The following is a 24610-nucleotide window of genomic DNA, read 5'->3' as shown; positions in this document are numbered from 1 at the left end:
CCTCACTTTCATGTATATGCTATTTCATTAGCTGATGGAGCACGGACAAATAATCGATTCTCGGGAAAGCACCTGGCTTTACTTCAACCGAAGCTTCTTCCACTTCCGCTAAAGTCATCGATTTCCTTCCGCCAGAGGCCATTCGCTTCCAATAGTTTTCCAGTATTTCGAATGGCAAGACAAAATAGCGGTCGAGGGAAGAGAATCGGATGATCAAAAAGGCCAGGCCCCCGTGGCGGATGATGTCTGCCATATGGTGCACTTGGTGTTCGTGGATGTTCTTCAACGGGAAAGAAGTCCGGATTTCGGTTTCTTTCGCTTCGAAATCGACGTAGCGGCCTTGCCAGATGCCGTTATAATCGGTCGTAGACGGGGCTTGGAAATAAGCTTCCCGGATGACTGCAGCGCTTCGTGACGGGTATTCGACACGCACGATTTGCACCGGCACGGGCTTTTTGTGGATGACGGCGAGCCCGCGCTGTAAATAAAAACTATTGGTTTCGTTCAGTTCATCCTCCAGGGTTTTCCCGCGATTGCTGAATGAAACATCTTTTTTCTTCTTCTGCACCGGCTGATCTTTCGGTGGAGAAAATTTCTTTCCATTTGGGTAATTGATTGCCATTTGTGATACACCTCGCTTACTTTATCATATCACACGCACCTAGACGATAAATATGATGAAAGGTTTCCGAACTTTATTCCTAATAATAGCGGATTTTTGAGCCATCTCCAACTGAAAAGAATGCTTGTTCGGCAAACTGTATATGGGTTGCCGGATTGTGATAAACTAATGGCTATGGAGGGGGAAGAAAATGGACCTCAAGCAATTATCAACCGATCTTTACCACGAATGCGATATGTGTCTCGCACGCTTCAAGAAAATGCGTGAGCTGGATGCAGATCCTGATTTTTTTCAAGATGTAAAACCGTATGCCGATAAATGGCATGCAGCCATAGATGAATGGAAAGATGCTTCGCTTATGTTTATCCGGAACGAACGGCCGAAATACGTCCACAAGCTGCAAATCGACAATGCGGCAGAAGGCATGGGGCAAGTATTCGTCCAAAGTTTCTATAAAGATACGAGCAAAAAACGTTTTGTCCAGACGATCCAAGCGGCTCAGTATACGATACAGACCTTGCTTACAGCGATAGATGAAAAGGGCGATGAGAAACAATGAGAATTAAAAAGACAATACCGGAAATCCTCGCCGAATGGAAAGTGGAGCCGGAGATGATGGAGCGCATTTACCATTGGCATACGAAGCCTGAGAAACCGGCAAGCTATGCCGATTTTCCGGAAGCGATGCACGATAGCCTGAAACAAGCTTTACGCAAAAAAGGCATCGAACAATTGTATACCCATCAGCGGCAGGCGTTTGACTTGGCGCAGGCGGGCAATTCGTTTACAGCCGTGACGCCGACCGCATCCGGCAAATCGTATTGCTATCATTTGCCGGTGCTGCACAAAATATTGAATGACCCGAATGCGCGGGCATTGTACTTGTTCCCGACGAAAGCTTTGGCGCAAGACCAAAAAAGCGATTTGCACGATTTAATTGAAAAGACTGAGCAGTCGATCTTGTCCTACACTTATGACGGCGACACGTCCCCGTCGATCCGCACCAAGGTAAGGAAGGCCGGACAAATCGTCATGACCAATCCCGATATGCTCCATTCCGGCATTTTGCCGCATCATACGAAATGGGTGTCTCTTTTTGAGAACCTTCATTATATAGTGATTGATGAGCTGCACACTTACAAAGGGGTGTTCGGCACCCATGTGGCACACGTTATCCGCCGCCTGAAACGAATCTGCAACTTTTACGGCAGCGATCCGGTCTTTATCTGTACGTCGGCGACCATTGCCAATCCGAAGCAGCTGGCTGAAAGTTTGACCAACACTGACCACGAGTTGATCGACCAGAACGGCGCGCCAGCAGGCAAAAAGCATATCCTGTTCTACAATCCGCCGATTGTCCATCCGACATTCGGCGTCCGTCGCAGTGCGGTGCTCGAAGTGCGTGATCTGGCGACATATCTCGTCAAGCAAGGCGTCCAGACAATCGTATTTGCTAAATCACGCGTGCGTGTGGAAATGCTGGTAACTTATTTAAACGAAATTACGAAATATAAGTTGCAGGACGAATCGATTAAAGGATACCGCGGCGGCTATTTGCCTTCGGAGCGGCGCGCCATCGAAAAAGGTTTGCGCGACGGTTCCATCCAATGTGTCGTATCGACCAATGCACTCGAACTCGGTGTCGACATCGGCCAATTGCAGGCGTGCATTATGACCGGCTATCCAGGGAATATCGCAAGCGCCTGGCAGCAGGCAGGCCGTGCAGGCAGGCGCCAGGATGAATCGCTCGTTGTCTATGTCGCCCAGTCGACTGCGCTTGACCAGTACATCATTAACCATCCGGAATATCTTCTTGACCAATCACCGGAGGAAGCGCGCATCCATCCAGAGAACATTATTATTCTCATGGATCATTTGAAATGCGCGTCGTTTGAATTGCCATTCTCGACAGATGATATGTACGGGGAATTTGACGTCCAGTCATTGCTTGAATACCTTCAGGAAGAAGGGGTGCTCGTCCGCACATCAGACCGCTGGCATTGGATGAGCGACCGTTTTCCGGCGCATGATATTTCCTTGCGTTCGGCGACACAGGAAAACGTCGTCATCGTCGACCAATCGGTTCCGGCCGACACAAAAGTCATCGGCGAGATGGACCGCTTCAGTGCCATGACGCTCCTGCACGAAGAAGCGATCTACCTTCACCAAGGCACCCAGTTCCAAGTGGAGATTTTGGATTGGGAAGAGAAAAAAGCGTATGTGCGCGAAGTGGACGTCGATTATTTCACGGACGCGAACTTGGCGATCGAACTGAAAGTGATCAGCGAAGACAAGCATCGCAAGCTTCACCAGTCCAATGTGTATTACGGCGACGTGGCGGTTCTTGCCATGCCGACGATTTTCAAGAAAATCCGCTTTGATACACACGACAATATTGGCTCAGGGCCGATTTCACTTCCAGCCGAAGAATTGCATACCTCATCGACTTGGCTCAGCTTCGACAAGCCAGCCGATTTCAGCGATTCGGATTTGTCGGATATGATGACCGGTGCGGCTTATGCAATCGAAAGCTTTATCCCGATATTCGTGCAATGTGACCGGAGGGACGTCCACGTCGTACCGCAAGTGAAATCGCCGCATAACGACCAGCCATCGTTTTTCATTCATGATTCCTACCCGGGCGGCATCGGTATCAGCGAACGCATCTATGAGTTATGGCAGCCATTGCTTGAAAAAGCGCGCCAGCACGTCACGGAATGCCCATGCTTTGACGGTTGCCCGTCGTGCATAGGGGCTCAGGATGCGGCGATGGATATGAAAGGGCGCGTCATCGAATTGCTCGTGGAATTGGAGAAAGAGGGGTGAGCGTATGTCTTTTGAGAACAAGTTGATGCAGATGAAAGGCATGCTGAATAAAAAACCGGCAGCCCGAAAAGCGCAAACGACTCCTGTACGGCCGCCTCACGAAACGCAATGGAAAGAAATCGGTTTGACCTTAAAGGAAAATAAATTCGGTTTTGTGTTTGAGAAGAAAATCGCATATCCGCTTGATTACCGCCATGGTAATGTCGTCCTGGGCGAACTCGACCGTGTGCTTCAAGCATGGAAGAACACTGAGTATGATCATCCGTTCAAACTCTCTGAAGAAGCCCCTTTGGTATTTTTCGATACGGAAACGACGGGGCTCGGTGGGACGGGGGCGTATATTTTCCTGCTCGGCGTATTGGAACGTAAACAAGACAGCTTTGAAATGACTCAATGGATCATGCCGGATCCGTCGCAGGAAGCGGCTTTTCTCTATGAGTCGAATTTATGGCAGGCCCAAGACTCGATCATTTTCTCCTATAATGGCAAAAGTTTCGACTGGCCGCAGCTTCATTCGCGCTGGACGATGCACCGCGGGGCATTGCCGAAACTGCCGGACCCGAAGCAAATCGATTTATTCCACGGCACGAAACGAATCTGGAAAAACGAATTGCAGCGGCTCAAGCTCAGCGTCATCGAAGAAGAAAAGCTCGGCTTTGCCCGCAGCGGGGACGTGCCGGGATATTTGATCCCCGCGATTTACCTCGATGCGGTCAAAAGCGGCTTTCCGGAAGGTTTGGCGAAAGTGCTGTACCATAATGAACTGGACATCCTGTCGCTCGTGTCGCTGTACATCCGTTCATCCGATTTACTGATGGAGGATCTCTCGAGCGAATCGAGCGGCGCCTATACGAATATCGGCAAATGGTATGCAGACTTGAAACAATTCGACCAAAGCGCCGCTTATCTCGAACACGTCACGCTTGAGCGCGGAGATGCCGGTGCGCTTGCCCGCTTTTTGCTGGCAGTGCAAAAAAAGCGCAAAGGCGAATTTGAGGAAGCGCTTCAATTGTTCAAAGAAGCGGCGCCTCATTTGCGTGGCCCGGTGGAAGTGGAGGCGTGGGTGCATTTAGCGAAACTTCACGAACATCAATTCAAAGATCCGGCACAGGCACTCGTCATGACCGGCTTTGCAAAAGAAGCAGCCAGCCATGCGAAAGTCAGGAAGTCGATAGTGGACGACTTGGCCAAGCGTGAATTGCGGCTCGAGGAGAAAAAACGAAAAAAAGCCGCCGAATCCACGGTTCACAGAACACGTTAAATATCGCTTATGCTATACTAGCCGTAAGGAATAGACATATTTCACGAAGTTTCTTTTAATGGAAGGACGATTCGAATGGATATTAAATACGCAGCAAAAGACATTCTTGAAAAAGACTTTAAAACAGCCATGCGCGGCTACAACCAGGACGAAGTGGACCATTTCCTGGATGAAATCATTCAAGACTATGAATTGTACAACAAAAAAATCGAACAATTGCAAAATGAAAACCGCCGATTGCGCGCGGAGCTGGAGGAATCGCCAAAAAAGCAAGCAACTCCCGCGCCTGGAACCACCAATTTTGATATTTTGCGCAGATTGTCCCATTTGGAAAATCACGTCTTCGGCAATAAGCTCGACAATCGATAACAAGCTTGTCAACGGCAGCCGAATAGCGTATACTTAGTTAGCCATTTGAAATTCTGGCAATCGCTCCTGCACTTGATGCAGGAGAGGAAAGTCCATGCTCACACGGATCTGCGATGACCGTAGTGATCGCGCCCAGCGAAACAATAAGCTGGGGCAGCATTTATGCTGACGGCGGGTAGAACGCCTAAGTCTTCGGATATGGCCGAAATACCCTGAAGGTGCCACAGTGACGGAGCTGTATAGGAAACTATGCAGGTGGAACGAGGTAAACCCCGCGAGTGAGAAACCCAAATTATGGTAGGGGCACTTTTCCAAGGGAAATGAACCGACGGAAGAGGCGGAGTGAATCCGCAGATAGATGATTGCCATCCGCTAGTACGAGGCTTTGGCTGTTTGAGTACGTGGAGACAAAACATGGCTTATAGAATTTTGAATGGTCTTAACTTATTATCTTTGAAAGGCTCTCCTGCTGGGGAGCCTTTCTTCATATGAATGAAAAAATTTTGAAGTGAAAAATTATATATGGTTCAAGCTGCTGCTTATCAACATCCGGTATTTTCAGCAGTCATTGCCATATGTCTAAAACAGGTATTAGAAAGACGGAAAGGAAGTTGTTATGACTAGTTATAAATTACTGGCCACTGCAGCGATGGGACTTGAATCCATCGTGGCGAATGAAGTAAAAGAACTTGGGTACGAAACGACGACAGACAACGGCAAAGTATTTTTCGAAGGAACTGCCCGCGATATCGCGAAAACGAATCTCTGGCTGCGCACCGCTGACCGCGTGAAATTGATCGCCGGTGAATTCGAAGCGACGACATTCGATGATCTGTTCGAACAGACAAAAGCAATCGAATGGGAGAAATACTTGCCTGTCGATGCAGAATTTCCGGTTCAAGGGAAATCGGTCAAATCGAAACTTCACAGCGTGCCGACTTGCCAATCGATCGTCAAAAAAGCGATTGTTGAACGCATGAAAAAAGCATATCACCGCAACGCCTTTTTGGATGAATCGGGACCACGCTTCAAGATTGAGGTATCGATCCTGAAAGACAAAGTGCAGTTATCGATCGATACAAGCGGAGCCGGACTCCATAAACGCGGCTACCGCGTCGGGCAAGGCGAAGCACCACTAAAGGAAACTTTAGCGGCAGCGCTTATCAAATTGTCGCGCTGGAGCCCAGATCGCCCATTTGTCGACCCGTTCTGCGGTTCAGGGACAATCGTCATCGAAGCAGCAATGATCGGCCAGAACATCGCGCCGGGCTATAACCGGGAATTCGATAGCGAACAATGGCCATGGATCGGTTCCAAGATCTGGGAAGAAGTCCGCGCTGAAGCTGAAGAACAAGCGGATTATGACCAGCCGCTTAATATTCTCGGCACGGATATCGACCACCGGATGATCCAAATTGCCGAAGAAAACGTCATTGAAGCTGGATTTGCAGGAATTATCCGTTTGCAGCAGCGTCAAGTGACAGATTTCACAACAACTGAAGAGAACGGTGTTGTCATCGGGAACCCGCCGTACGGCGAGCGGATCGGTGAAGTGGAAGTCATCGAAGAAATGATTGGGGATATGGGACAAATGTTCTCGAAATACCCTACATGGTCTGTTTATATGCTGTCTTCGATGGAAGGCTTTGAAAAACTCTACGGCCAAAAAGCGACGAAAAAACGCAAATTATATAATGGCTTTATCCGCACGGACCTGTTCCAATTCTGGGGAGAACGTCCAAAAAATAAATGAGGAAAACGGAAGGGCGCCAGCCCTTCCGTTTCTCTGTGAGGGGTTTTATATGAGACAAGCATTGCCATTTCCGTTATCCAAAAATAAAACGTTCTTTGACTCATTGAACGACTGGATCGGGGATATCTTCTACGATATTCTGCCTGAAAAAGGGTATGAACTTCGCGATGAACAGATTTTCATGTCGTTTCAATTGGAAAAAGCGTTGAAAGAACGTCAAGTGCTATTTGCAGAAGCTGGCGTAGGAACAGGCAAGACGATGGCGTATTTATTGCCAGCGATTGCCTATGCCCGCTATACAGGCAAGCCGGCGCTCATTTCTTGTGCCGATGAGGCATTGATCGAGCAATTGGTGAAAAAAGGAGGCGATATCGACCGGTTGGATGAATTGTTCAATTTGAACCTGGATGTCCGCCTTGCGAAATCGCGCGACCAGTATTTATGCTTGCAACGCTTCGAAGGGGCGAAAAAACGCAGCGAAGCGGATTTTCTCGACCATATCGAAGACACGCTTCCCGAATTCGTCAACAAAACCTATTCGATGCAGCAAATGTATCCGTATGGCGAACGCTCAAGTTATCCGGAACTCACGGATGACCAGTGGCAGCAAGTCAATTACCATCCGATCCAAAACTGCAACGCTTGCGATATGCGCAATAAATGCGGATTGACCTTGCACCGCAACCATTACCGGGAAGCGACTGACCTCGTCATTTGCTCACATGATTTCCTGATGGAGCATATTTGGACAAAGGAAAACCGCAAGCACGAAGGCCAGGCGCCATTGCTTCCGGAAGTTTCACAAATCGTGCTCGATGAAGGCCACTTACTGGAATTCGCGGCACAGCGCGCGCTTACTTATGAAGTGCAGGAAAGTTCGCTTTACGATGTGACGGAAAAAGTCATGGTCGACGGCGTCCGTGAAAAGACACTTGGCCTCATTGAACGGACCATCGATTTGCATACCGAGTTTTTCCGTGTACTGCGCAGTAACTTGATCCCAAGCGAAGAAGACCGCAAAGCGATCCAGGAAGACCCGTTGCTGAAACGCATCGGGACCGAATTGATTCGCACCGTCGACAGCCTGTTGGAAGAATTCGTCTTTGAAGGGGAATTGTTCAGCATTCCTGAATATGAACTCAATTTGGCTGAGGAGTATTTCGAGCAGTATAACTTCTCGATGGGCTTGTTTGTCGAAAATGGCGACGCAATCAGTTGGCTTGAAGAAAAAGATGAAATTGAAACCTTGGTCATCATGCCACGCCTTGTGACGGATATTCTTGATGAGAAATTATTCGATGGCAAACTGCCGATCGTCTTTTCGTCCGCCACATTGTCCGTCGCGAAGGATTTTACTTATCTGGCGGATACCTTGGGGATCGACAATTTCGAATCGTTCTCGGTTCCGTCTCCGTTTGAATACGAAGAAGTGATGGAGATCTTCAAGCATCCGGTTGAACAGCAGGCAAAAGCGCAAAAAGTACTGGAGTTGGCAGCGGAAGGCGGACAAACCTTGGTGTTGTTCAAATCAAAAGCTGCCATGCAATCTTTCAAACGCGCAGTGCCGACAGACTCTCCACTTGCCATCGAGTTCGAAGGCGACCGTGAGCTATCGTCCGTCGTGCGCGATTTCCAGGAAGGCAAATTCCAAGTGCTGTGTTCCCATCATCTATGGGAAGGGATGGATTTGCCTGGCGATGCCTTGACGAAAGTCATCATCGTCGACTTGCCGATGCCGCCGAGCGATCCGGTATTCGACGCGAAACGTAAATTCAGCGAACATCCGCTAGAAGAGATCGACTTGCCGTTCATGCAGCTGCGCCTGCAGCAAGGCGTCGGGCGACTCATCCGTTCTTCTTCCGATAATGGAGAAATCCACTTGCTATTGACCGAAGAGGAATTGCGCATTGAACACCTCTGGCAGAATGTCTTGCCAGTGCCGGCGAAAAATCGCTAAATAGAATACGTGACGAATCAGCGGGGAAGTTCCCCGCTGATTTTTTGTCTTTTTCCGAAAAGCTGCCTATAGAACTGAAATTTTCAAAAGCTGATGGGGCAGGGAAAAGACTCCTTATGATACAATAGACCGGTAAAGAAGGAGGAATATTGTGTCAATGGAACAACAATTCAGGGAACTACACCAGAAAATGACAAGCTATAACGAAGCCATCTCCTTGCTGTATTGGGATATGCGGACAGGCGCACCGAAAAAAGGCCAAGACTTGCGTTCAGAGACGATCGGGACCTTGTCTTCAGAACTGTTTGCGATGTCGACATCCGAGGAATATGGCAAGCTAATCGCTGAGCTGAAAAAACAGGACGGTTTATCAATTGCAATGCAGCGCTCTGTGGAAGAAGCCGATCGTGAATACCAATTGAACGCCAAAATTCCGCCAAAAGAATACCGCGATTTCGTCATCTTGACGAGCAAAGCGGAATCCGTTTGGGAAGAGGCGAAAGAGCAGGCAGATTTCGCTATGTTCCAACCATACCTTGAGCAGCTCGTGGAAACGACTCGACGCTTTGTCGGCTATTGGGGAATGAAAAACGGCAGTGTCTATAATACTTTGCTCGACCAGTATGAGCCAGGCGTCACGACCGAACAACTGGATCAGGTATTCGGGCAATTGAGAGAGCGCATCGTGCCGCTCGTCAAACAAATCCAGGAGTCTGGAAACCAGCCGAACACCGAATTCTTATATGGGCATTTCCCCAAACAAGCCCAGCAGGATTTCAGCTTGGATGTGCTGAACCAATTGGGCTATGACTTCGAAGCCGGACGACTGGATGAAACAGTCCATCCATTCATGATCGCAGTGAACCGTGGCGATGTCCGGGTAACGACGAAATACGATGAAGAGGATTTCCGCACGGCCGTCTTTGGCACGATTCACGAGGCGGGCCATGCTTTGTACGAACAGAACATCAGCAGTAGTTTAAGCGGATTGCCGGTCGACGGCGGATCGTCGATGGGCATCCATGAATCACAATCTTTGTTCTTTGAAAACTTTGTCGGGCGCAACGAATCGTTTTGGCGCCATAACTACGAAAAATTCCTATCTTACGCACCAGATTCATTCAAGCACGTGGCGCTTGATGAATTCTTAGAAGCCATCAATGAATCAAAGCCTTCATTGATCCGTATCGAAGCCGATGAATTGACTTATGCACTCCATATCATGATTCGTTATGAATTGGAAAAAGGCTTGTTTGACGGCGACTATGAAGTGAAGGATCTCCCGGTTTTATGGAACGATAAATACGAGGAATATTTAGGCATCCGCCCGGAACATGACGGAGAAGGCGTACTTCAGGATGTCCACTGGGCGGGTGGCAGCTTCGGCTATTTCCCTTCCTATGCATTGGGGCTTCTATATGCAGCGCAGTTCAAGAATGCGATGCAAAAAGACATCCCGAACTATGATGAATTGCTGGCAAAAGGAGAGATCGGCCCGGTGACCGAATGGCTGACTGAAAAAGTCCACCAACACGGAGCTGTCAAGAAACCGCTTGAGCTTTTGAAAGAAGCGACAGGCGAAGGCTTGAATGGAAATTATCTAGCCGAATACTTGGAAGCGAAATACGCCAAAATCTATCAATTGGATTAAAGTAAAAAGAAATCTTTTTGCTTGGCAAAAAGATGAATAAGGAATGACTAAAAGGGGGATTTCTTTGTGTTGGCATCTTTTCGTTTAGAAGGCAAGACCGCGATCGTCACCGGAGCCGGCAAAGGCATCGGGCGTGCGATTGCATTGGCACTCGGTGAAGCAGGGGCGAATGTCTTGCTTGTCGCACGGACCGAAAGCGACCTCGAGCAAGTGACGGGGGAAATGGCTGGCGATCGGACATCCTATGCAGTGGCTGATGTGACCGACCGAGGCGATATCCAAAAAGCAGTCGAAGCGGCGGTTGAGCGGTTCGGCAAGGTCGATATCCTAGTCAATAATGCAGGGATAAATATTCGTTCGAAACTGGATGATGCGACCGATAGTGAATGGCATAAAATCATGGATACCAACGCGCAAAGCGTATTCATGTTTTCCCAGGAAGCGGCGAAACACATGTCTAAAGGGGCTTCGATCATCAACGTCAGTTCCGTCGGCGGCGACCGCGCATTGAAAACTGGCATCGTCTATGCAGCTTCTAAAGCAGCAATTATTCAAATGACGAAAGTGATGGCAATGGAATGGGGCGAGCGGGGCATCCGCGTCAATGCAATCGGCCCTTGGTATTTCCGTACGCCGCTTACGGAGAATTTGCTGTCGGATCAGGAATACCTGGATTCGATCCTTGCAGTAACGCCGCTGAAGCGCGTCGGGGAGTTGCCGGAAGTCGCTTCGCCTGTCGTGTTCCTTGCATCGGATGCAGCGGGCTATATCACCGGGCAGACTTTGTTCATCGATGGCGGCATGTCGATCCACGGATTTTCATGAAGAAACATCCTTCCAGTAATGGAAGGATGTTTTTCGTTCTGCTGAAAAAATGATATGATGAATAGAAGTAACGGTGAAGGAGATATACATATGACAGCGACAGACCATAAACAGGAATTAATCGAAACAGCGCATCTTTACCGGATTTTCAAAGACAATGAAGACACGGAACGTCAAGAAAAAGCGGAATTATTTGCGCGCAAAATCTTGAAAGACCAATTCATCATCGGGTTTGCCGGCCATTTCTCCTCCGGAAAATCGTCAATGATCAACGCTTTGACGGGCGAGACATTATTGCCATCGAGCCCGATCCCGACAAGCGCGAATATCGTCAATGTCCATAAGGCAGAAAATGACTATGCCATCGTCAACCGCAGGGGAGACCGTCCAGTGTATTTCCCTGAAAACTATGATTTCCAGGCAGTGAAAGATTTCTGCAAGAGCGGGGACGTCACGCAAATCGACATCGGGCATTCGACTTCCGTGTTGCCAGAAGGCATCACCGTGATGGATACGCCAGGCGTCGACTCAACGGACGATGCCCATCGGATGTCGACTGAATCGGCTTTGCACGTGGCCGACATGGTGTTTTACGTGATGGATTACAACCATGTGCAATCCGAACTCAATTTCAATTTCACAAAGGAATTGCAGAAATACACGGATCTTTATTTGATCGTCAACCAGATTGACAAGCATCAGGAAAGCGAGATGTCGTTCGCGGAATTCCAGCAATCAGTTGCGGATAGTTTTGCCGCTTGGGGTGTCGAACCGAAAGGCATCTTTTTCACTTCATTAAAAGTCCATGACTTCCCGGGCAATGAATTTCCAGAAGTGAAACAGCTCGTTTCCTCAGTTATGGACAATTGGCAAGGGCATCTCGGCGAAGCTTCGGCGTCTGCACTTCGTCAATTAAAAGATGAGCACATCGGCTTTTTGGAAGATGAAAAAGCGGAGCGGCTTGAAGCTTTCGCGAATGTGTTGTCTGAAGAAGAATGGGTTGCGCGCGAAGACTTGAAAAAAGAACACGAACTGATCAAGCGCCGCAGTTCTGTCCAGGATTACGACAATTGGCGATCGAATTTCGAGAAAAAGCGCAAAGAGCTGCTTGAAAATGCCAATATCATGCCGTATGAAGTGAGGGATGCGCTCAGTGCTTATATAGAAGCGCGTCAACCAGGATTCAAAGTGGGCTTGTTGTTCAGCGGCAAGAAAACCGAAGAAGAGCGGGAAAACCGTAAACAAGACTTGCAGGACAAGCTGTCGAAAACAATCGACTCACAAATGTCCGGTCATTTAAAAAAATTGATGAAGACCTCCCTGAGAGAAGCCGGCCTTTTGACGGATACCGAGTCGCTTGAAATCGACAAGATGCAATTCGACTTGCCGTTCTCGGTTGTCGAGGAGAATGTTCCCGAAACGGCTACGATGACTGCGGATACGGTGCTCAATGTCAGCAAGAGCCTGACCGCTCAAGTGCAGCGCTGGCTCATACAGGAAACTGATCCATGGAAAGCTCGCCAAAAGGAGGGCTTCGAAGGGCTTCCAGACGATGCGGGAACAGAGATCGACATGAAATCCGAGTCGCTTGAACAAAAGGTGCTTGCGATCCGCACGCTCGAGGAAATGGACGAAGCGATAGATAAAGTGAAAAAATCCTTTACCGCCATTTTGCCGAAGCAGATGGATGCGGCAGAAAAACAAGTGGCCGGATGGCAAGATGCGTTTCATTTGTCAGCTGAAGACATGGTGGAATTCACGCCATCGATGCTCGAAGAAGAACAGCAGCAATGGGATGATGGCGAAAGTGCCCCGACACACGAACTGACATCTTTTGATGAACAGCAAGTACTGTCTCGCGTGAAGACAACTGCCGATATTTTGGAGCCGGTGCGAGGATTCTCGGAAACAGTAGCGTATTTGAAGCGCAAAGCGAAGCGTTTGGAAGGCCAGGAATTTACCATTGCTTTGTTCGGCGCATTCAGTGCCGGGAAATCCTCGTTCTCGAATGCATTGATGGGCGAGACGGTGCTGCCAGTCTCCCCGAACCCGACGACTGCGACCATCAACCGGATTCGCCCTGTGACCGACGCCCATCCGCATGAAACCGCTGATGTGCGCTTGAAAACCGTTTCGGCAATGACCGAAGATGTTAAAAACTCATTTGCCGTTTTCGGCGTGAAAGTGGAGACATTGGAACAGGCCTATGCGAAAACCGATGCGCTGCCAGACGATGCAACAACCGAGCAGCAAATCCACAAATCGTTCTTGCTCGCCTTCAAAGGCGGATACGAAGCGTTTTCCGGCCATCTTGGCGAAACCTTGCGTGTAAACCGCAAAGAATTCAGCTTGTATGTCGCCAAAGAAGAACGCAGCTGTTTTGTCGAGGAAATCGATTTTTATTTCGACTGCGAGCTGACTAGAAACGGCGTTACCTTGGTGGACACGCCAGGTGCGGATTCCATCAATGCGCGTCACACGAATGTCGCATTCGAGTATATCCGCAATGCTGATGCTGTGTTGTTCATCACATATTACAACCACGCCTTTGCCCGCGCGGACCGCGAATTTTTAATCCAGCTTGGCCGCGTGAAAGACGCTTTCGAAATGGACAAAATGTTCTTTGTCGTCAATGCCATCGATTTGGCAAATAATGAAGAAGAAAAGCAGGCAGTCATCGACTATGTCGGCAATGAATTGCAACGCTTCGGCATCCGCTTCCCGCGCCTGTTCGGCGTTTCAAGCCTGCAAGCTCTGAAAGATCGCGACATTTCCGGCATGCCGGAGTTCGAAGAAAACTTCCAGCATTTCCTGAAAGAAGAATTGAAAGGAATGGCGGTCCAGTCATTGTCGGAAGAAGAACAGAAGACAGTGGACCGTTTCCGCAATTTGATTCAGTCGACCGAAAAGAACTTGGAACGCAAAGATGAACGCTTGGAAGAATTAAAGCAATTGGAACAGAAAGTACGCAAACGCTATAGCGAAACAATGGCGCCAGTATTGGAGCAAGAAGCGAGCCAAGAACTCGGCGAATTGCTGTATTATGTGAAACAACGCGTATTTTACCGCTTCAACGATTTCTTCAAGGAAGCATTCAACCCTTCGCTATTCGCAAGAGAATCCTCGAAGCAAGCGCTCGATACGGCATTGCGCGATTTGCGGGAAATGACGGCTTTTGATTTCCAGCAGGAGATGAGAGTGACCAATCTGCGGCTTGCACGATTTGTCGAGAAGAAATTAACGGAACGCTTTAAAGACGATGCCGTTAAACTGAAGGACTGGAATTCAGAGTTTTCGTTCCTTCCATATGAAGTGAAAGAAGCACAGTTGCTGGAAGCGGGCCAGCCGTTTGATGATGCTGATTATTCCACGGCTAAATCGTATTATAAAAACAACAAGAGCTTTTTTGAGAAAAATGAAAAAGAGGCGATGCGCGACGCCTTGCAGGGAATGATGGAACCGGACGCAAGCCGTTACTTGGAACAGGAAAAAACCGCGTTGATCGAATGGGCGGAGTTCTGGATTGAACAGGAAGCGGAAGGGCTCCGTCAGCATCTGTTGCGCCAGGCGATCGAGCAAATCGAATCCGAGCGCAGCTTGTTGCAGCAAAGCGAAATTTTGGCGCAATGGAAGCAATTGCATGAAAAATTGATGGAAGGCAGGGGATAATATGACTGTTTTTATTGAAACGATAGATACAGAGAAATACCGTTGGATCGATGCGCGCTTTGACTTAAAGGATTCCGCATGGGGAAACGAAAGCTTTGCGGCGGAACATGTAGCAGGGGCGATTCATTGGGACTTGGAGAACGATTTATCCGATATGGCGTCTGAAAACGGCCGCCACCCGATGCCAAGTAAAGACCAGCTGACGCAATTGTTCCAAGCAGCAGGTTTGGAATTGACCGATTCGATCGTCGTCTATGACCAGGGCGGTTCTCCTTATGCCGCGCGAGCATGGTGGCTGCTTTCTTATGCCGGATTCGAACACGCTTTTATCAGCCGTGTCGGTTTTGACGAACTGAAGCAGCAAGGCATTGCCACTTCGACAGAATCAACATCCTATTCAGCTTCATCCATTACGCCGGAGTTTGACGATAGCTTGCTTGCGACGCGTAAAGACGTCCAGCAAATCGTCGATGGCAAAGAATTGGGCGTCTTGATCGATGCCCGTTCTGCGGAACGCTATGCCGGCATCAACGAACCGATCGACGCCGTCGCCGGGCGCATCCCGGGTGCACGCAATTACGATTGGTCGCAACTGGTGTCAAATGACGCATTCCGGACCGACGAAGAGTTCGGCAGCTTGCTGCAGCCGAAAGAACCGGCGGTGGTCTATTGCGGCAGCGGCGTAACGGCGGCTGCGCTGTATGCCATGCTTGCCGAAAAACAATACGAAGGCTTGAAATTGTATGTCGGCAGCTATTCCGACTGGATCTCCGATGAGGACAGTGTCGTGGAAATCGACCGCGATGAGCATCCGGAAGCGGCTGATGACCAGACGAAAGCGGTACTGGCGAAGTTGATCGAAGAAGGCTACACCGGTGAGATGCTGATGAAGAAATTCGAATACGAAAAATCGCTCTTGGAAGATAAAAAGTAAATAGAAAAACGGCATTGCTTATGTAGCAATGCCGTTTTTTAAGTTCTCGAGAAAGTTAAGAAGTCGTATTTTCCGAAGCTTATCGCTCGCTTTCCGTGGGCTCGCGCCCAAGCCTCCTCAGCCGCTGCGAAACCTTTGTGCTCCCACATCTGCACGGCAGATGCGTCGCAAATGAATGAGCTCTGCTTAGCTTCGCTCATTCATTTCTTGCGGGGTCTCGGTCGTCTCGCTGATCCACTGGAGTCGAGCGAACACTTCTCCAAATACTTGGATAGAACATTGTTTTTTGAATGCGGATTAAGCGGTCTCCTTTTTCATTCATAACAGATCCCAGACTTCTTCAACATTCAGAAGAAAAGGCATTGCTTATGTAGCAATGCCTTTTTTCTATGATTTGTTTTTCTTGTTCAATTGGACAGTGATGATTTGGTGATTCTCCATCTCACGTACGATAAAGCGGAAGTCAGTCAAGTCAATGACGCCGCCTTCTGCGATGTCCGTGTCCATCATCTGGACCCAGCCTCCGACAGTGTCGATGTCTTCACTTTCTTCGAATTCGATCGGGAAGCGGGCTTCGAGTTCTGACAGCAACACCCGGGCGTTGACGAGGAAATTATGATGATCTATCCGTTTGATATCATCAGTTTCGTCATGGTCGAATTCATCGCGGATTTCACCGACGATTTCTTCCAGGATGTCTTCCATCGTGATGACCCCCGCTGTTCCGCCGTATTCATCGACAACGATTGCCATATGGACGTGCTGGCTTTGCATGCGCAGCAGAACATCCTGGATTGGCGCCTGGTCGTGGACGAACGGCAAGTCATGGATCGTCAAGCTTTTCGAGAGATCTCCCGCTGTCGTGTAGCTCGTCAGCAATTCCTTGATATTGACAAAGCCGATGATGGCGTCTTTATCGCCGTCTTCAGTAACGGGATAGCGTGTATATTGATGTTCTTCAATAATTTCCATTAATTCATCATGATCCATTTCCAGTGAAATGGTAATCATTTGCGTTCTCGGCAGCATGATGTCTTTCGCCAGCCGTTCATCAAACGAAAAGATGTTTTGCATATACGCCAATTCATTCTGGTTGATTTCACCGCTTTGGTAACTTTCATGCATCAAATGCTTCAAGTCTTCTTCGGAGTGGCCGTATTCCGGCTGTAAAGTACGGATGCCGAGCGGCCGCAAGAGGAGCCGTGCCGCTGCGTTAAGCAGCCATAGAATCGGTGCAAATATACTGCCTGCAAGACTCAGTGCAGGGGCGAGGCGAAAGGCCGCGCGTTCTGCGTACTGGGCCGCCAAAGCTTTTGGCGCCAGTTCTCCGATGATCGCCCGGATGGAAAAGACCAGCACGAGCACAGTGATATAAGAGATTGGGCCTGCCGCATTTGGTCCAGCGTTGTCAGCCACTGCACGTACAGAAGGCAATTCGGCAATGTTTTTAGACAGCCAGCCAAGACCGATTGCCGTCACTGCGATGCCAAAGCGCGAAACGGATAAATAATAATCCAGATTATTGCTGATTTTTTCCAGCCAATTGGCATTTTTGCGCCCTTCCGACAAGGCTTGTTCAATGCGCGACAAGCGCACCCGGATGATGGAGAATTCCGCTCCAACAAAAAAAGCGGTAAAAAATAAAAGAATACTTGCGGTTGCGATATAAAGATAAAATATACTGTCCAATTCGTCCCCCATGTCCGGGAGCTCACCTCAGCTTTCTAAAGTTGTGCATAGTATATCATAAATGGGGAATCTTGTATCAGCGGGCAGGCGTAGAAAAATTTAGCCGTTTCCAGCCAAACTTATTGAATGCACTGAAAAATATATTTATGATGAACAAAGAGAAAAGGAGTGGTTTTAGATGAAGGTGCTTATTTATGGGGGACAAATTTATACAATGGCGACAGAAGGCGAGACCGTAGAAGCGGTGCTGGTCTCTGACGATCGCATAGAAAAAACAGGGTCTTACGAAGAATTGCGTCAACTAGCCGATAAAGAAATCGATTTAGCCGGTCGTACCATGTATCCGGGGCTTGTTGACAGCCACCTGCATCTGATCCAGCACGGAGAAAAGTTGATGCGTGTCGATTTATCGAAGATCGACAGTTCAGACGAAATGAAACAGCAATTGATCCGCTCGACGGAAGGCCATTCCGGAGATGAATGGTTTATCGGAGAAGGATGGAATGAAAACAATTTCCCCGACCGGAAAATTTTCCACCGTAGCGAACTCGATGCCATCTGCGAATCGCCGATGATGCTAAAACGCGTGTGCCGCCATGCAGTGCTCGCCAATTCGCGCGCGCTTGAACTAGCAGGCATCACGAAAGAAACTGAAGATCCAGAGGGCGGCGTCATCGTGCGTGATACAAACGGTGAACCGACAGGGTATTTGCTCGATGCAGCCCAGGATCTCGTCGCAAATGTCGTGCCGGAAGTGAGCGTCGACTATTTGACGAAAGCGCTGAAAACCTCGGTCGACGATTTGCTCAAGCTTGGGCTGACAGGAGGCCATACAGAAGATATGGGGTATTACGGCCATTACTCACGGCCGCTGCAAGCTTTCCATAATGTCATCGGCAAGGAAACGAAATTCCGCGCCCATTTGCTGCGCGCCCACGTGGCTTTTGAAGAAATGATGGATGACGCCGAGTATTTGGAACCGTTTATCGATCCGGGCCCGATGAAATTATTTGCTGATGGTTCGATAGGCGGCAGAACGGCATTACTTAGCCGCCCTTATACAGATGACCCATCGACTAGCGGGGTGGCGATTCATTCCGACGAAGAATTGAAGCGCCTCGTGTCCGTAGCAAGAAAACACGGGGAAGCGGTCGCTATCCACGTCATCGGGGATTTTGCGATGGAAAAAGCGCTCGATGCGATCGAAGCTCATCCAACCCCTCAAGGCAAACGGGACCGGCTCATCCATGCGATGGTGCTGAGAGAAGATTTGCTCGAACGCTTGAAGCGCCTTGATGTTGCGCTTGATCTACAGCCAAGTTTTGTGCCATCGGATTTCCCGTGGGTAGTGGAGCGCCTCGGCGATGACCGTCTCGCGTTATCATATGCCTGGAAGACGCTATTGGATGAGGGCATCATCTGTGCAGGTGGCTCCGATGCGCCGATTGAAGAAGTCGACCCGCGCCAAGGCTTGTTTGCGGCTGTTGCACGCAGAAAGCCTGAAGAGACGCATGAAGGGTATTTGCCTGAACAAAAACTTAGCCGCTTCGAAGCGATCCGTCTGTATACGTTCGGCAGTGCGCAAGCCATTTGCATGGAGCATCGCCGCGGCTTGATCAAAGAAGGCTTCGATGCGGATTTCACCGTGTTCGACCGCGACTTGTTTGAAGGGCCTGAGGAGCAATTGCTTAACGCTGAAGTGGAAATGACGGTCGTCGCAGGTGAAGTCATGTATGAGAAAAATGGAGTGGAGGTGTGAAGATGGAAACATTTATCATCACCGGTGCTTCGAAAGGCATCGGCCTTGCACTCAGCAAGCAATTGGCAGCGTCCGGCCAGCAGGTGATCGGCATCGCCCGCACGCGGCCTGAAGACTGGACAGGTGCACTGTTCATCACCTATGATTTGACCGATATCGCCGGGATTTCCGAAGTCATGTCACGAGCGGCAAAAGAAATTTCACTTGAGGCGGAAGCGGTCACTTTGGTCAATAACGCCGGAACGGTCGAACCGATCGGCTTTGCCGCCGCGAATGATGGGCAGGACATCGAGAAGAGCATCACCTTGAACTTGACGGCGCCGATGGCTTTGTCTTCCGCCTTCTTGCGTGGGACAGAGTCCTTAAAGACGCGCCGCATCGTCAATATCTCATCAGGTGCCGGCAGAAAACAGGTCAAAGGCTGGAGCGCCTATTGCGCCGGCAAGGCGGGTCTCGACCATTACACGACCTGTCTGGATGCTGAATATGAAAACCTTAAAGCGGTTTCGGTCGCGCCAGGCATTATCGATACCGGTATGCAAGAAAAAATCCGGGAAAGTGGTGAAGAGGATTTTCCGCAGATCGAGCATTTCCGCGACTATAAGCGCAGCGGCAAACTTAGCACGCCGGAAAACACAGCATCAGGCTTGATCCAGTTGATGGAACGCCCTGATTTCAATGAACTGCCGGTGTTGCTCGATTTAAGGGAGCTGCCGAAATGAAAAAGGGGGAAGCCCAATTGGCTACGAAACAGGAAATGCTAACGAAATTGCGTGAAGCGGACCAAGCAGGCGTCGATGTGGCGAGCCCAAAAGCCGTCATTACGCACCTGCTCGAGCGCGGCGATAAAGATGCCGTGCTATGGTTTTATAAAAAAGGAAGCGTCGAATTCGATTTTGACTACTACCGGAAGCTTGTAGCGGAATTAAAAGCGCATTGAGATAATAACCCCCAATCCATAAATATTGGATTGGGGGTTATTATCTGTCGTCTCAGCCGAAAGCAAGCCGCTTTCCGGATGTGAATTATGCTATAGTAGCTGTAGTTGATGTTAGAAAATGACTCAATCTTTCAAAAAAGGATGGAATTCAATGGATATGTTGTTGTTTATCGCAATTATCGGGGTGGCGGTTTTTGTCGGGATCGCGTCGAAGAAATACTATGATAAACCCTATATCGTCAATTTCGGAATCGCGGCTTTGATGCTATTGCTTGTCGTTCAGTCGATTTTGATGCAGCCGATTACGATGCTCGGCTATATCGCGATTGTGGTCTGTTCGATCGCATTCGTTTTCCAAGCAGTAATCGGCTACCGTAATTGGAAAGGCCAGGAGTATACAAAAGCGTGAAAAAAGCAGGTGAAGAGAAAATCTTCACCTGCTTTTGCGTTTTATCAAATATTTTTCAAGGCGTCTTCGATTTGGCTGTCGCCTGAAGTCAACTCGAATACTTTGTCTGTGAGGTCATTGGATTCGAGGCACGCGACGATAACAGCTGCGACGTCTTCTCTCGGAATGCTGCCGGGATCGAGTTTCCCGGCGGCGGCAATTTGCCCAGTTCCCGGATCGTCTGTCAATAAGCCGGGCCGGACGATTGTATACGCCAAGCTGCTCGATTGCAAGATGCGATCGGCGTGGTGTTTAGCGATATAGTACGGCGTCATTTCCTTGGTCCAATGGGAGCGGTCATCGGCATGGATGGCGCTGACCATGATGAAGCGATCGATGCCGGCTAGTTCTGCGGCTTCAACCGCCTTTGCCGCGCCGTCTAAATCAACGGTCATCGTTTTGTCTGCACCGGTCGAAGCGCCGCTGCCAGCTGTGAAGACCACTGCATCGCAGTCAGCCATCGCTTTTTGCAGTTCTTCCACGCTTCCTTCGAGGCTTGCCACCACTGTTTCCGCTTTCAGCTCTTCAAAAAACGGGCGTTGTTCGGATTTGCGGATCATCGCTTTCACTGTGTGATCCGGATGTTTCGCAAGCAGGCGCACCAAATGCTGTCCAATCTTGCCGTTTGCTCCGATTACGAGTGTTTTCATTTCAATTTCCTCCTTAAAATATGGCTACCTAAACTCTATACCCGAAAAATCGGGCTATAGCCAAAATATAGGATATGATGCAAAAAACTAGCATGTTTTCTTGGCACAATTTTTAGTATAATTGTAAAAAGAAAAATAATTTAAAAATGTTAAATTATAGGGGTGTATATATATGAGCAAACAATTCGAGGAAAATGACCTGTCCATACAGCAACGCAATTTAAAAGAAACGCCGCCGGATTTTTCACAGTTCAAAGGCAAGCGTCTCGACAAGCAGCCGAATCTATTGGTAGACGGTTTGGTCCATGTCGTATTAACCGGTTTTGGAGCCGCTTTACTGCTGGGCATCGTTTATGTATTGTTCAATTATATCAATTGGTAAGGAGGAGAGACGATGATCCGCTATCCCGATCGAGCGTTAAGAACCATCGGCATTACGGCACCTTCTTCAGGGGTGTCCGAAGAACTTCATCATTTGCTTGAAGGAGCTACAGCCCAGTTGGAGAAGCAAGGATTTGCTATCAAAACTACGGCGAATGCCTGGACCCAAAAAGAAGCGAAGTCGTCGCCTGCAGCCATCCGCGCAAAAGAACTCCTCAGCATTTGGCGGGATTCCACAGTCGACGCTATCATCCCACCGTGGGGTGGGGAGCTGTTATTGGAAGTGCTGGAGCATCTGGACTTCAAGAAGTTCACGCCGAAATGGCTTCTTGGGTATTCGGATGTCAGCTTGCTGGCCTTGACAATCACCTTGAACACCGGGATCGCGACAGCACATGGCACCAATATCGTCGACTTGCGCGGCAGTGAAACCGATCCGACTACTGCGCGCTGGGTGGATGTGCTGTCTTCGACGAAAGGCACGGTCATTAAACAAGTCTCTTCTGAGCGATACCAAAAAAATTGGAGCCATGACAAGCCGTCTCCTGGCGTTTTCAATTTGACCGAGCCGACCGAATGGAAAACCGTATCGGGACAAGCTGAACGGCTGGAAGGCCGTCTTCTCGGCGGATGCATCGACGTGATCCGCCACCTGATCGGTACGCCATACGGTGACGTGGATGCTTTCCGGAAGAAATTCATTTCAGGGGAGCCAGTCGTCTGGTTCTTGGAAAACTGCGAAATGAACACACCGGATTTAAAGCGCAGTTTGCTGCAGATGAAATATGCAGGCTGGTTCGACAATTGTTCAGGAATCGTCTTCGGCAGAAGCGAAGCGAACGATGCCGTTCAAGGCTATACTGCGGAGATGGTGTACCAAGAACTGGCGGAGCAATTAAAAGTTCCCATTGTATATGATGCCGACATCGGCCATCAGCCTCCGCAAGTGATATTGGTCAACGGGGCGCACGCGATTTTCCACGTTGACGATGGAAAAGGGCGTGTCGTCCAGGAATTCCGTTAAAGAAAGGATGAATGCCATGGACTATCGCCGATTAACAGAAGAAGATGCTGAACAATACCGGGAACTACGCTTGACGGCATTGCAGACAAATGCCGATGCGTTTTCGACTGATTTCAATGAAGCAAGCCAAAGGCCGGTAAGTGCGACCGCTAAAAATCTCGTCAATCCTTCAGCTGTGACATTCGGTGCATACGATGAAGGCCGTTTGCTCGCCATGATGACGCTGCTCAGATTGTCGGGGAAGAAGACCGGCCATCGAGCTGAAGTACTTGCCGTCTATGCAGCGGAAGAAACGAGAGGGACAGGAGTTGCGTCCACGCTTTTTGATCAGTTGCTGGCATTTGCAAGGGAATGGGATGGGCTCGAGCAGCTCGAACTTGCCGTCAATTCTGCCAACCCGCGTGCCATCCGTTTTTACGAACGATCCGGCTTTCAGCGCATCGGCATCACGCCGAATGCCCAGAAGGCAGACAGCCGTTATATCGATGAGTTGTTGATGGTGTTGAAGCTGTAGTAATGAACAATAGTGTTGAAGAAGTCTGTGATCGGCTATGAATCAAAAGGAGATTACCTATTCAATATATCAAAATTAATGTCCTGTCCAAGTATTTGGAGAAGCGTTCGCTCGACTCCAGTGGATCAGCGAGACGACCGAGACCCCGCAAGGCGCATAGCGGCTGAGGAGGCTTGGGCGCGAGCCCACGGAAAGCGAGCGACAAGCTTCGGAAAATACGGCTTCTTACCTTTCTAGAAAAGCAGAAAAAAGCGGAGACACTGGTCTCCGCTTTTTTATTGTTCATTTAAAATATACAATTTGTCGTCGCCTTCAGTCGGGGTGCCCCGGCCATCGGTATTATTCGTGATGAAATACAAATCGTTGCCGTCAGAATAAACGTCGCGGATGCGGCCGTATCCTTCGATGGAATCGGTGACTTCTGCCGATTCCGGGTCCATCACTTTGATCGCTGTACCTCGAAGTGCTGCGATATACAGCGCACCGTCGTGAAAATCGATCCCGCTAGGTGCCCACGTATCATCTGCACCACTCGTGACAAACGGCGCTTCTAACCCATCAGCCGTTTCTTCCCCTTCGATATCGGGCCAGCCATAATTGGCGTCCTGTTCGATGATATTGATTTCATCGTTCGCGGATTGCCCATGTTCCGCTGCATACATCGTCTCCCCATCCCACGCCAAGCCTTGGGGGTTGCGGTGGCCGAGCGAATAGATTTCAAATTCATTGAATTCGTTGAGACGGAGAATCTTGCCGTTGACTGAAGCGGGATCCTGGGCAAGATCGGGTTCGGATGCGTCTCCGATTGTGGCATACAGCGTGCCGTCTTCACTGAATTCTAACCGGCCGCCGTGATGGACATTGCCTGTCGGGATACCTGACAAGAGGACGGCCGTTTCCGACCAGCTGCCGCCGTCCAATTGGAATTCCGCAATTTTATTATAAGTATTGCCATTATCTTCATAGACATAATAGCCGTAAGCTTCCTGTGAGTCATCAAAATCAGGCTTCAGCACAAATCCGAGAAATCCGGCTTCAGAAGCCGAAGACAAAGGCGAAGAGAAATTGACATCCTGGCGTTCCAACTTTCCTTCGGCATCGATATAAGCGACTGTGCCTGGGCGTTCTGATATATAGAAAGCGTCTCCTTGCTTGTTGATTGACCAAGGGGCTTCAAGGTCTGTCGCAATCACATCTGCAGGTGCGGTCGCTTCATCGGGATTCGCCGGCCCATTGCTGCATCCGGCAAGTGCTGCTGCGAGAATCCCGGGGAAAAGCCATTTTTTCAACTTGAAAACCTCCTTTTTATTCATCATAATCGAAGCAGGAAGCGTTGGG

The 24610-nt window shown here is 49.2% G+C and carries 21 protein-coding genes and 1 other RNA gene; 18 read left to right on the top strand and 4 right to left on the bottom strand.

Annotated features, from left to right (window positions below):
* Positions 1 to 19 precede the first annotated feature (19 nt).
* Complete coding sequence (recU, locus tag DFR62_RS00450) at positions 20 to 622, bottom strand: Holliday junction resolvase RecU (protein WP_121297556.1); 603 nt, start codon at positions 620 to 622, stop codon at positions 20 to 22.
* Positions 623 to 812: 190 nt separating this feature from the next.
* On the opposite strand from recU, the gene DFR62_RS00445 reads away from it, so the two are divergent.
* From DFR62_RS00445 to DFR62_RS00395, 11 genes are all read left to right on the top strand, one after another.
* On the top strand, positions 813 to 1181 hold the full coding sequence (locus tag DFR62_RS00445) for a YppE family protein (RefSeq protein WP_058380589.1): 369 nt from the start codon (positions 813 to 815) through the stop codon (positions 1179 to 1181).
* The gene (locus tag DFR62_RS00440; protein WP_121297555.1) at positions 1178 to 3448 is read left to right on the top strand and encodes a DEAD/DEAH box helicase; all 2271 of its coding nucleotides are present in this window, start codon (positions 1178 to 1180) and stop codon (positions 3446 to 3448) included. The genes DFR62_RS00445 and DFR62_RS00440 overlap by 4 nt, the downstream gene beginning before the upstream one ends.
* Positions 3449 to 3452: 4 nt before the next feature.
* Positions 3453 to 4709 (top strand): ribonuclease H-like domain-containing protein, encoded by a 1257-nt coding sequence (locus tag DFR62_RS00435; protein ID WP_121297554.1) that lies wholly within the window; start codon positions 3453 to 3455, stop codon positions 4707 to 4709.
* Positions 4710 to 4784: 75 nt separating this feature from the next.
* The gene (gene gpsB / locus DFR62_RS00430; protein ID WP_068869266.1) at positions 4785 to 5078 is read left to right on the top strand and encodes a cell division regulator GpsB; all 294 of its coding nucleotides are present in this window, start codon (positions 4785 to 4787) and stop codon (positions 5076 to 5078) included.
* Positions 5079 to 5126: 48 nt separating this feature from the next.
* An RNA gene (gene rnpB, locus DFR62_RS00425) (RNase P RNA component class B) lies at positions 5127 to 5505 on the top strand.
* 189 nt (positions 5506 to 5694) lie between these two features.
* Positions 5695 to 6831, top strand: a complete 1137-nt coding sequence (locus tag DFR62_RS00420) for a THUMP domain-containing class I SAM-dependent RNA methyltransferase (protein ID WP_121297553.1) — start codon at positions 5695 to 5697, stop codon at positions 6829 to 6831.
* A 49-nt stretch (positions 6832 to 6880) separates the two neighbouring features.
* Positions 6881 to 8788 carry an ATP-dependent DNA helicase gene (locus DFR62_RS00415; protein ID WP_121297552.1) on the top strand — a complete coding sequence of 636 codons (1908 nt, stop codon included), beginning with the start codon at positions 6881 to 6883 and terminating at the stop codon, positions 8786 to 8788.
* Between the two features lie 157 nt (positions 8789 to 8945).
* Positions 8946 to 10439: a carboxypeptidase M32 gene (locus DFR62_RS00410; RefSeq protein WP_121297551.1), complete on the top strand. Its 1494-nt coding sequence runs from the start codon at positions 8946 to 8948 to the stop codon at positions 10437 to 10439.
* A gap of 66 nt (positions 10440 to 10505) precedes the next feature.
* Entirely contained in the window at positions 10506 to 11264 is a 759-nt protein-coding gene (locus DFR62_RS00405) for an SDR family NAD(P)-dependent oxidoreductase (protein WP_121297550.1), read from the top strand.
* Between the two features lie 90 nt (positions 11265 to 11354).
* Positions 11355 to 14933, top strand: a complete 3579-nt coding sequence (locus tag DFR62_RS00400; protein ID WP_121297549.1) for a dynamin family protein — start codon at positions 11355 to 11357, stop codon at positions 14931 to 14933.
* A 1-nt stretch (position 14934) separates the two neighbouring features.
* Positions 14935 to 15867, top strand: coding sequence for a sulfurtransferase (locus DFR62_RS00395; RefSeq protein ID WP_121297548.1), 933 nt, complete (start codon positions 14935 to 14937; stop codon positions 15865 to 15867).
* A gap of 387 nt (positions 15868 to 16254) precedes the next feature.
* Here the strand turns inward: DFR62_RS00395 and DFR62_RS00390 are convergent, their stop codons facing one another.
* The gene (locus tag DFR62_RS00390) at positions 16255 to 17568 is read right to left on the bottom strand and encodes a hemolysin family protein (protein WP_241663031.1); all 1314 of its coding nucleotides are present in this window, start codon (positions 17566 to 17568) and stop codon (positions 16255 to 16257) included.
* Positions 17569 to 17734: 166 nt separating this feature from the next.
* Here DFR62_RS00390 and DFR62_RS00385 point away from each other — a divergent pair, with 166 nt between their 5' ends.
* The 4 genes from DFR62_RS00385 to DFR62_RS00370 all read left to right on the top strand — a co-directional run bounded on the left by DFR62_RS00385 (position 17735) and on the right by DFR62_RS00370 (position 20664).
* The gene (locus DFR62_RS00385) at positions 17735 to 19315 is read left to right on the top strand and encodes an amidohydrolase (protein WP_121297547.1); all 1581 of its coding nucleotides are present in this window, start codon (positions 17735 to 17737) and stop codon (positions 19313 to 19315) included.
* Positions 19316 to 19317: 2 nt separating this feature from the next.
* On the top strand, positions 19318 to 20037 hold the full coding sequence (locus tag DFR62_RS00380; protein WP_241663030.1) for an SDR family NAD(P)-dependent oxidoreductase: 720 nt from the start codon (positions 19318 to 19320) through the stop codon (positions 20035 to 20037).
* 17 nt (positions 20038 to 20054) lie between these two features.
* Complete coding sequence (locus tag DFR62_RS00375; protein ID WP_241663029.1) at positions 20055 to 20255, top strand: hypothetical protein; 201 nt, start codon at positions 20055 to 20057, stop codon at positions 20253 to 20255.
* A gap of 151 nt (positions 20256 to 20406) precedes the next feature.
* On the top strand, positions 20407 to 20664 hold the full coding sequence (locus tag DFR62_RS00370) for a hypothetical protein (RefSeq protein WP_121297544.1): 258 nt from the start codon (positions 20407 to 20409) through the stop codon (positions 20662 to 20664).
* A 44-nt stretch (positions 20665 to 20708) separates the two neighbouring features.
* On the opposite strand, the gene DFR62_RS00365 is transcribed toward DFR62_RS00370, so the two are convergent.
* Complete coding sequence (locus DFR62_RS00365; RefSeq protein WP_121297543.1) at positions 20709 to 21353, bottom strand: SDR family oxidoreductase; 645 nt, start codon at positions 21351 to 21353, stop codon at positions 20709 to 20711.
* 172 nt (positions 21354 to 21525) lie between these two features.
* Between DFR62_RS00365 and DFR62_RS00360 the strand changes: the two genes are divergently transcribed.
* Genes DFR62_RS00360 through DFR62_RS00350 form a run of 3 tightly spaced genes read left to right on the top strand, consistent with a single transcriptional unit; the run spans position 21526 to position 23272 of the window.
* Positions 21526 to 21735: a hypothetical protein gene (locus DFR62_RS00360; RefSeq protein WP_058380604.1), complete on the top strand. Its 210-nt coding sequence runs from the start codon at positions 21526 to 21528 to the stop codon at positions 21733 to 21735.
* A gap of 12 nt (positions 21736 to 21747) precedes the next feature.
* Positions 21748 to 22758 (top strand): S66 family peptidase, encoded by a 1011-nt coding sequence (locus DFR62_RS00355; RefSeq protein ID WP_121297542.1) that lies wholly within the window; start codon positions 21748 to 21750, stop codon positions 22756 to 22758.
* Between the two features lie 16 nt (positions 22759 to 22774).
* A complete protein-coding gene (locus DFR62_RS00350; protein WP_158290773.1) occupies positions 22775 to 23272 on the top strand; it encodes a GNAT family N-acetyltransferase in 498 nt (165 codons plus the stop codon).
* 275 nt (positions 23273 to 23547) lie between these two features.
* Here DFR62_RS00350 and DFR62_RS00345 read toward each other — a convergent pair whose 3' ends face one another.
* A complete protein-coding gene (locus DFR62_RS00345) occupies positions 23548 to 24561 on the bottom strand; it encodes a PQQ-dependent sugar dehydrogenase (RefSeq protein WP_241663028.1) in 1014 nt (337 codons plus the stop codon).
* Between the last annotated feature and the right edge of the window lie 49 nt (positions 24562 to 24610).

This window comes from Planococcus citreus, assembly GCF_003664125.1.
Taxonomy (GTDB): Bacteria; Bacillota; Bacilli; order Bacillales_A; family Planococcaceae; genus Planococcus; species Planococcus citreus.
Note: the sequence above shows the minus strand (reverse complement) of the source record. Positions and strands in the feature narration are given on the sequence as shown.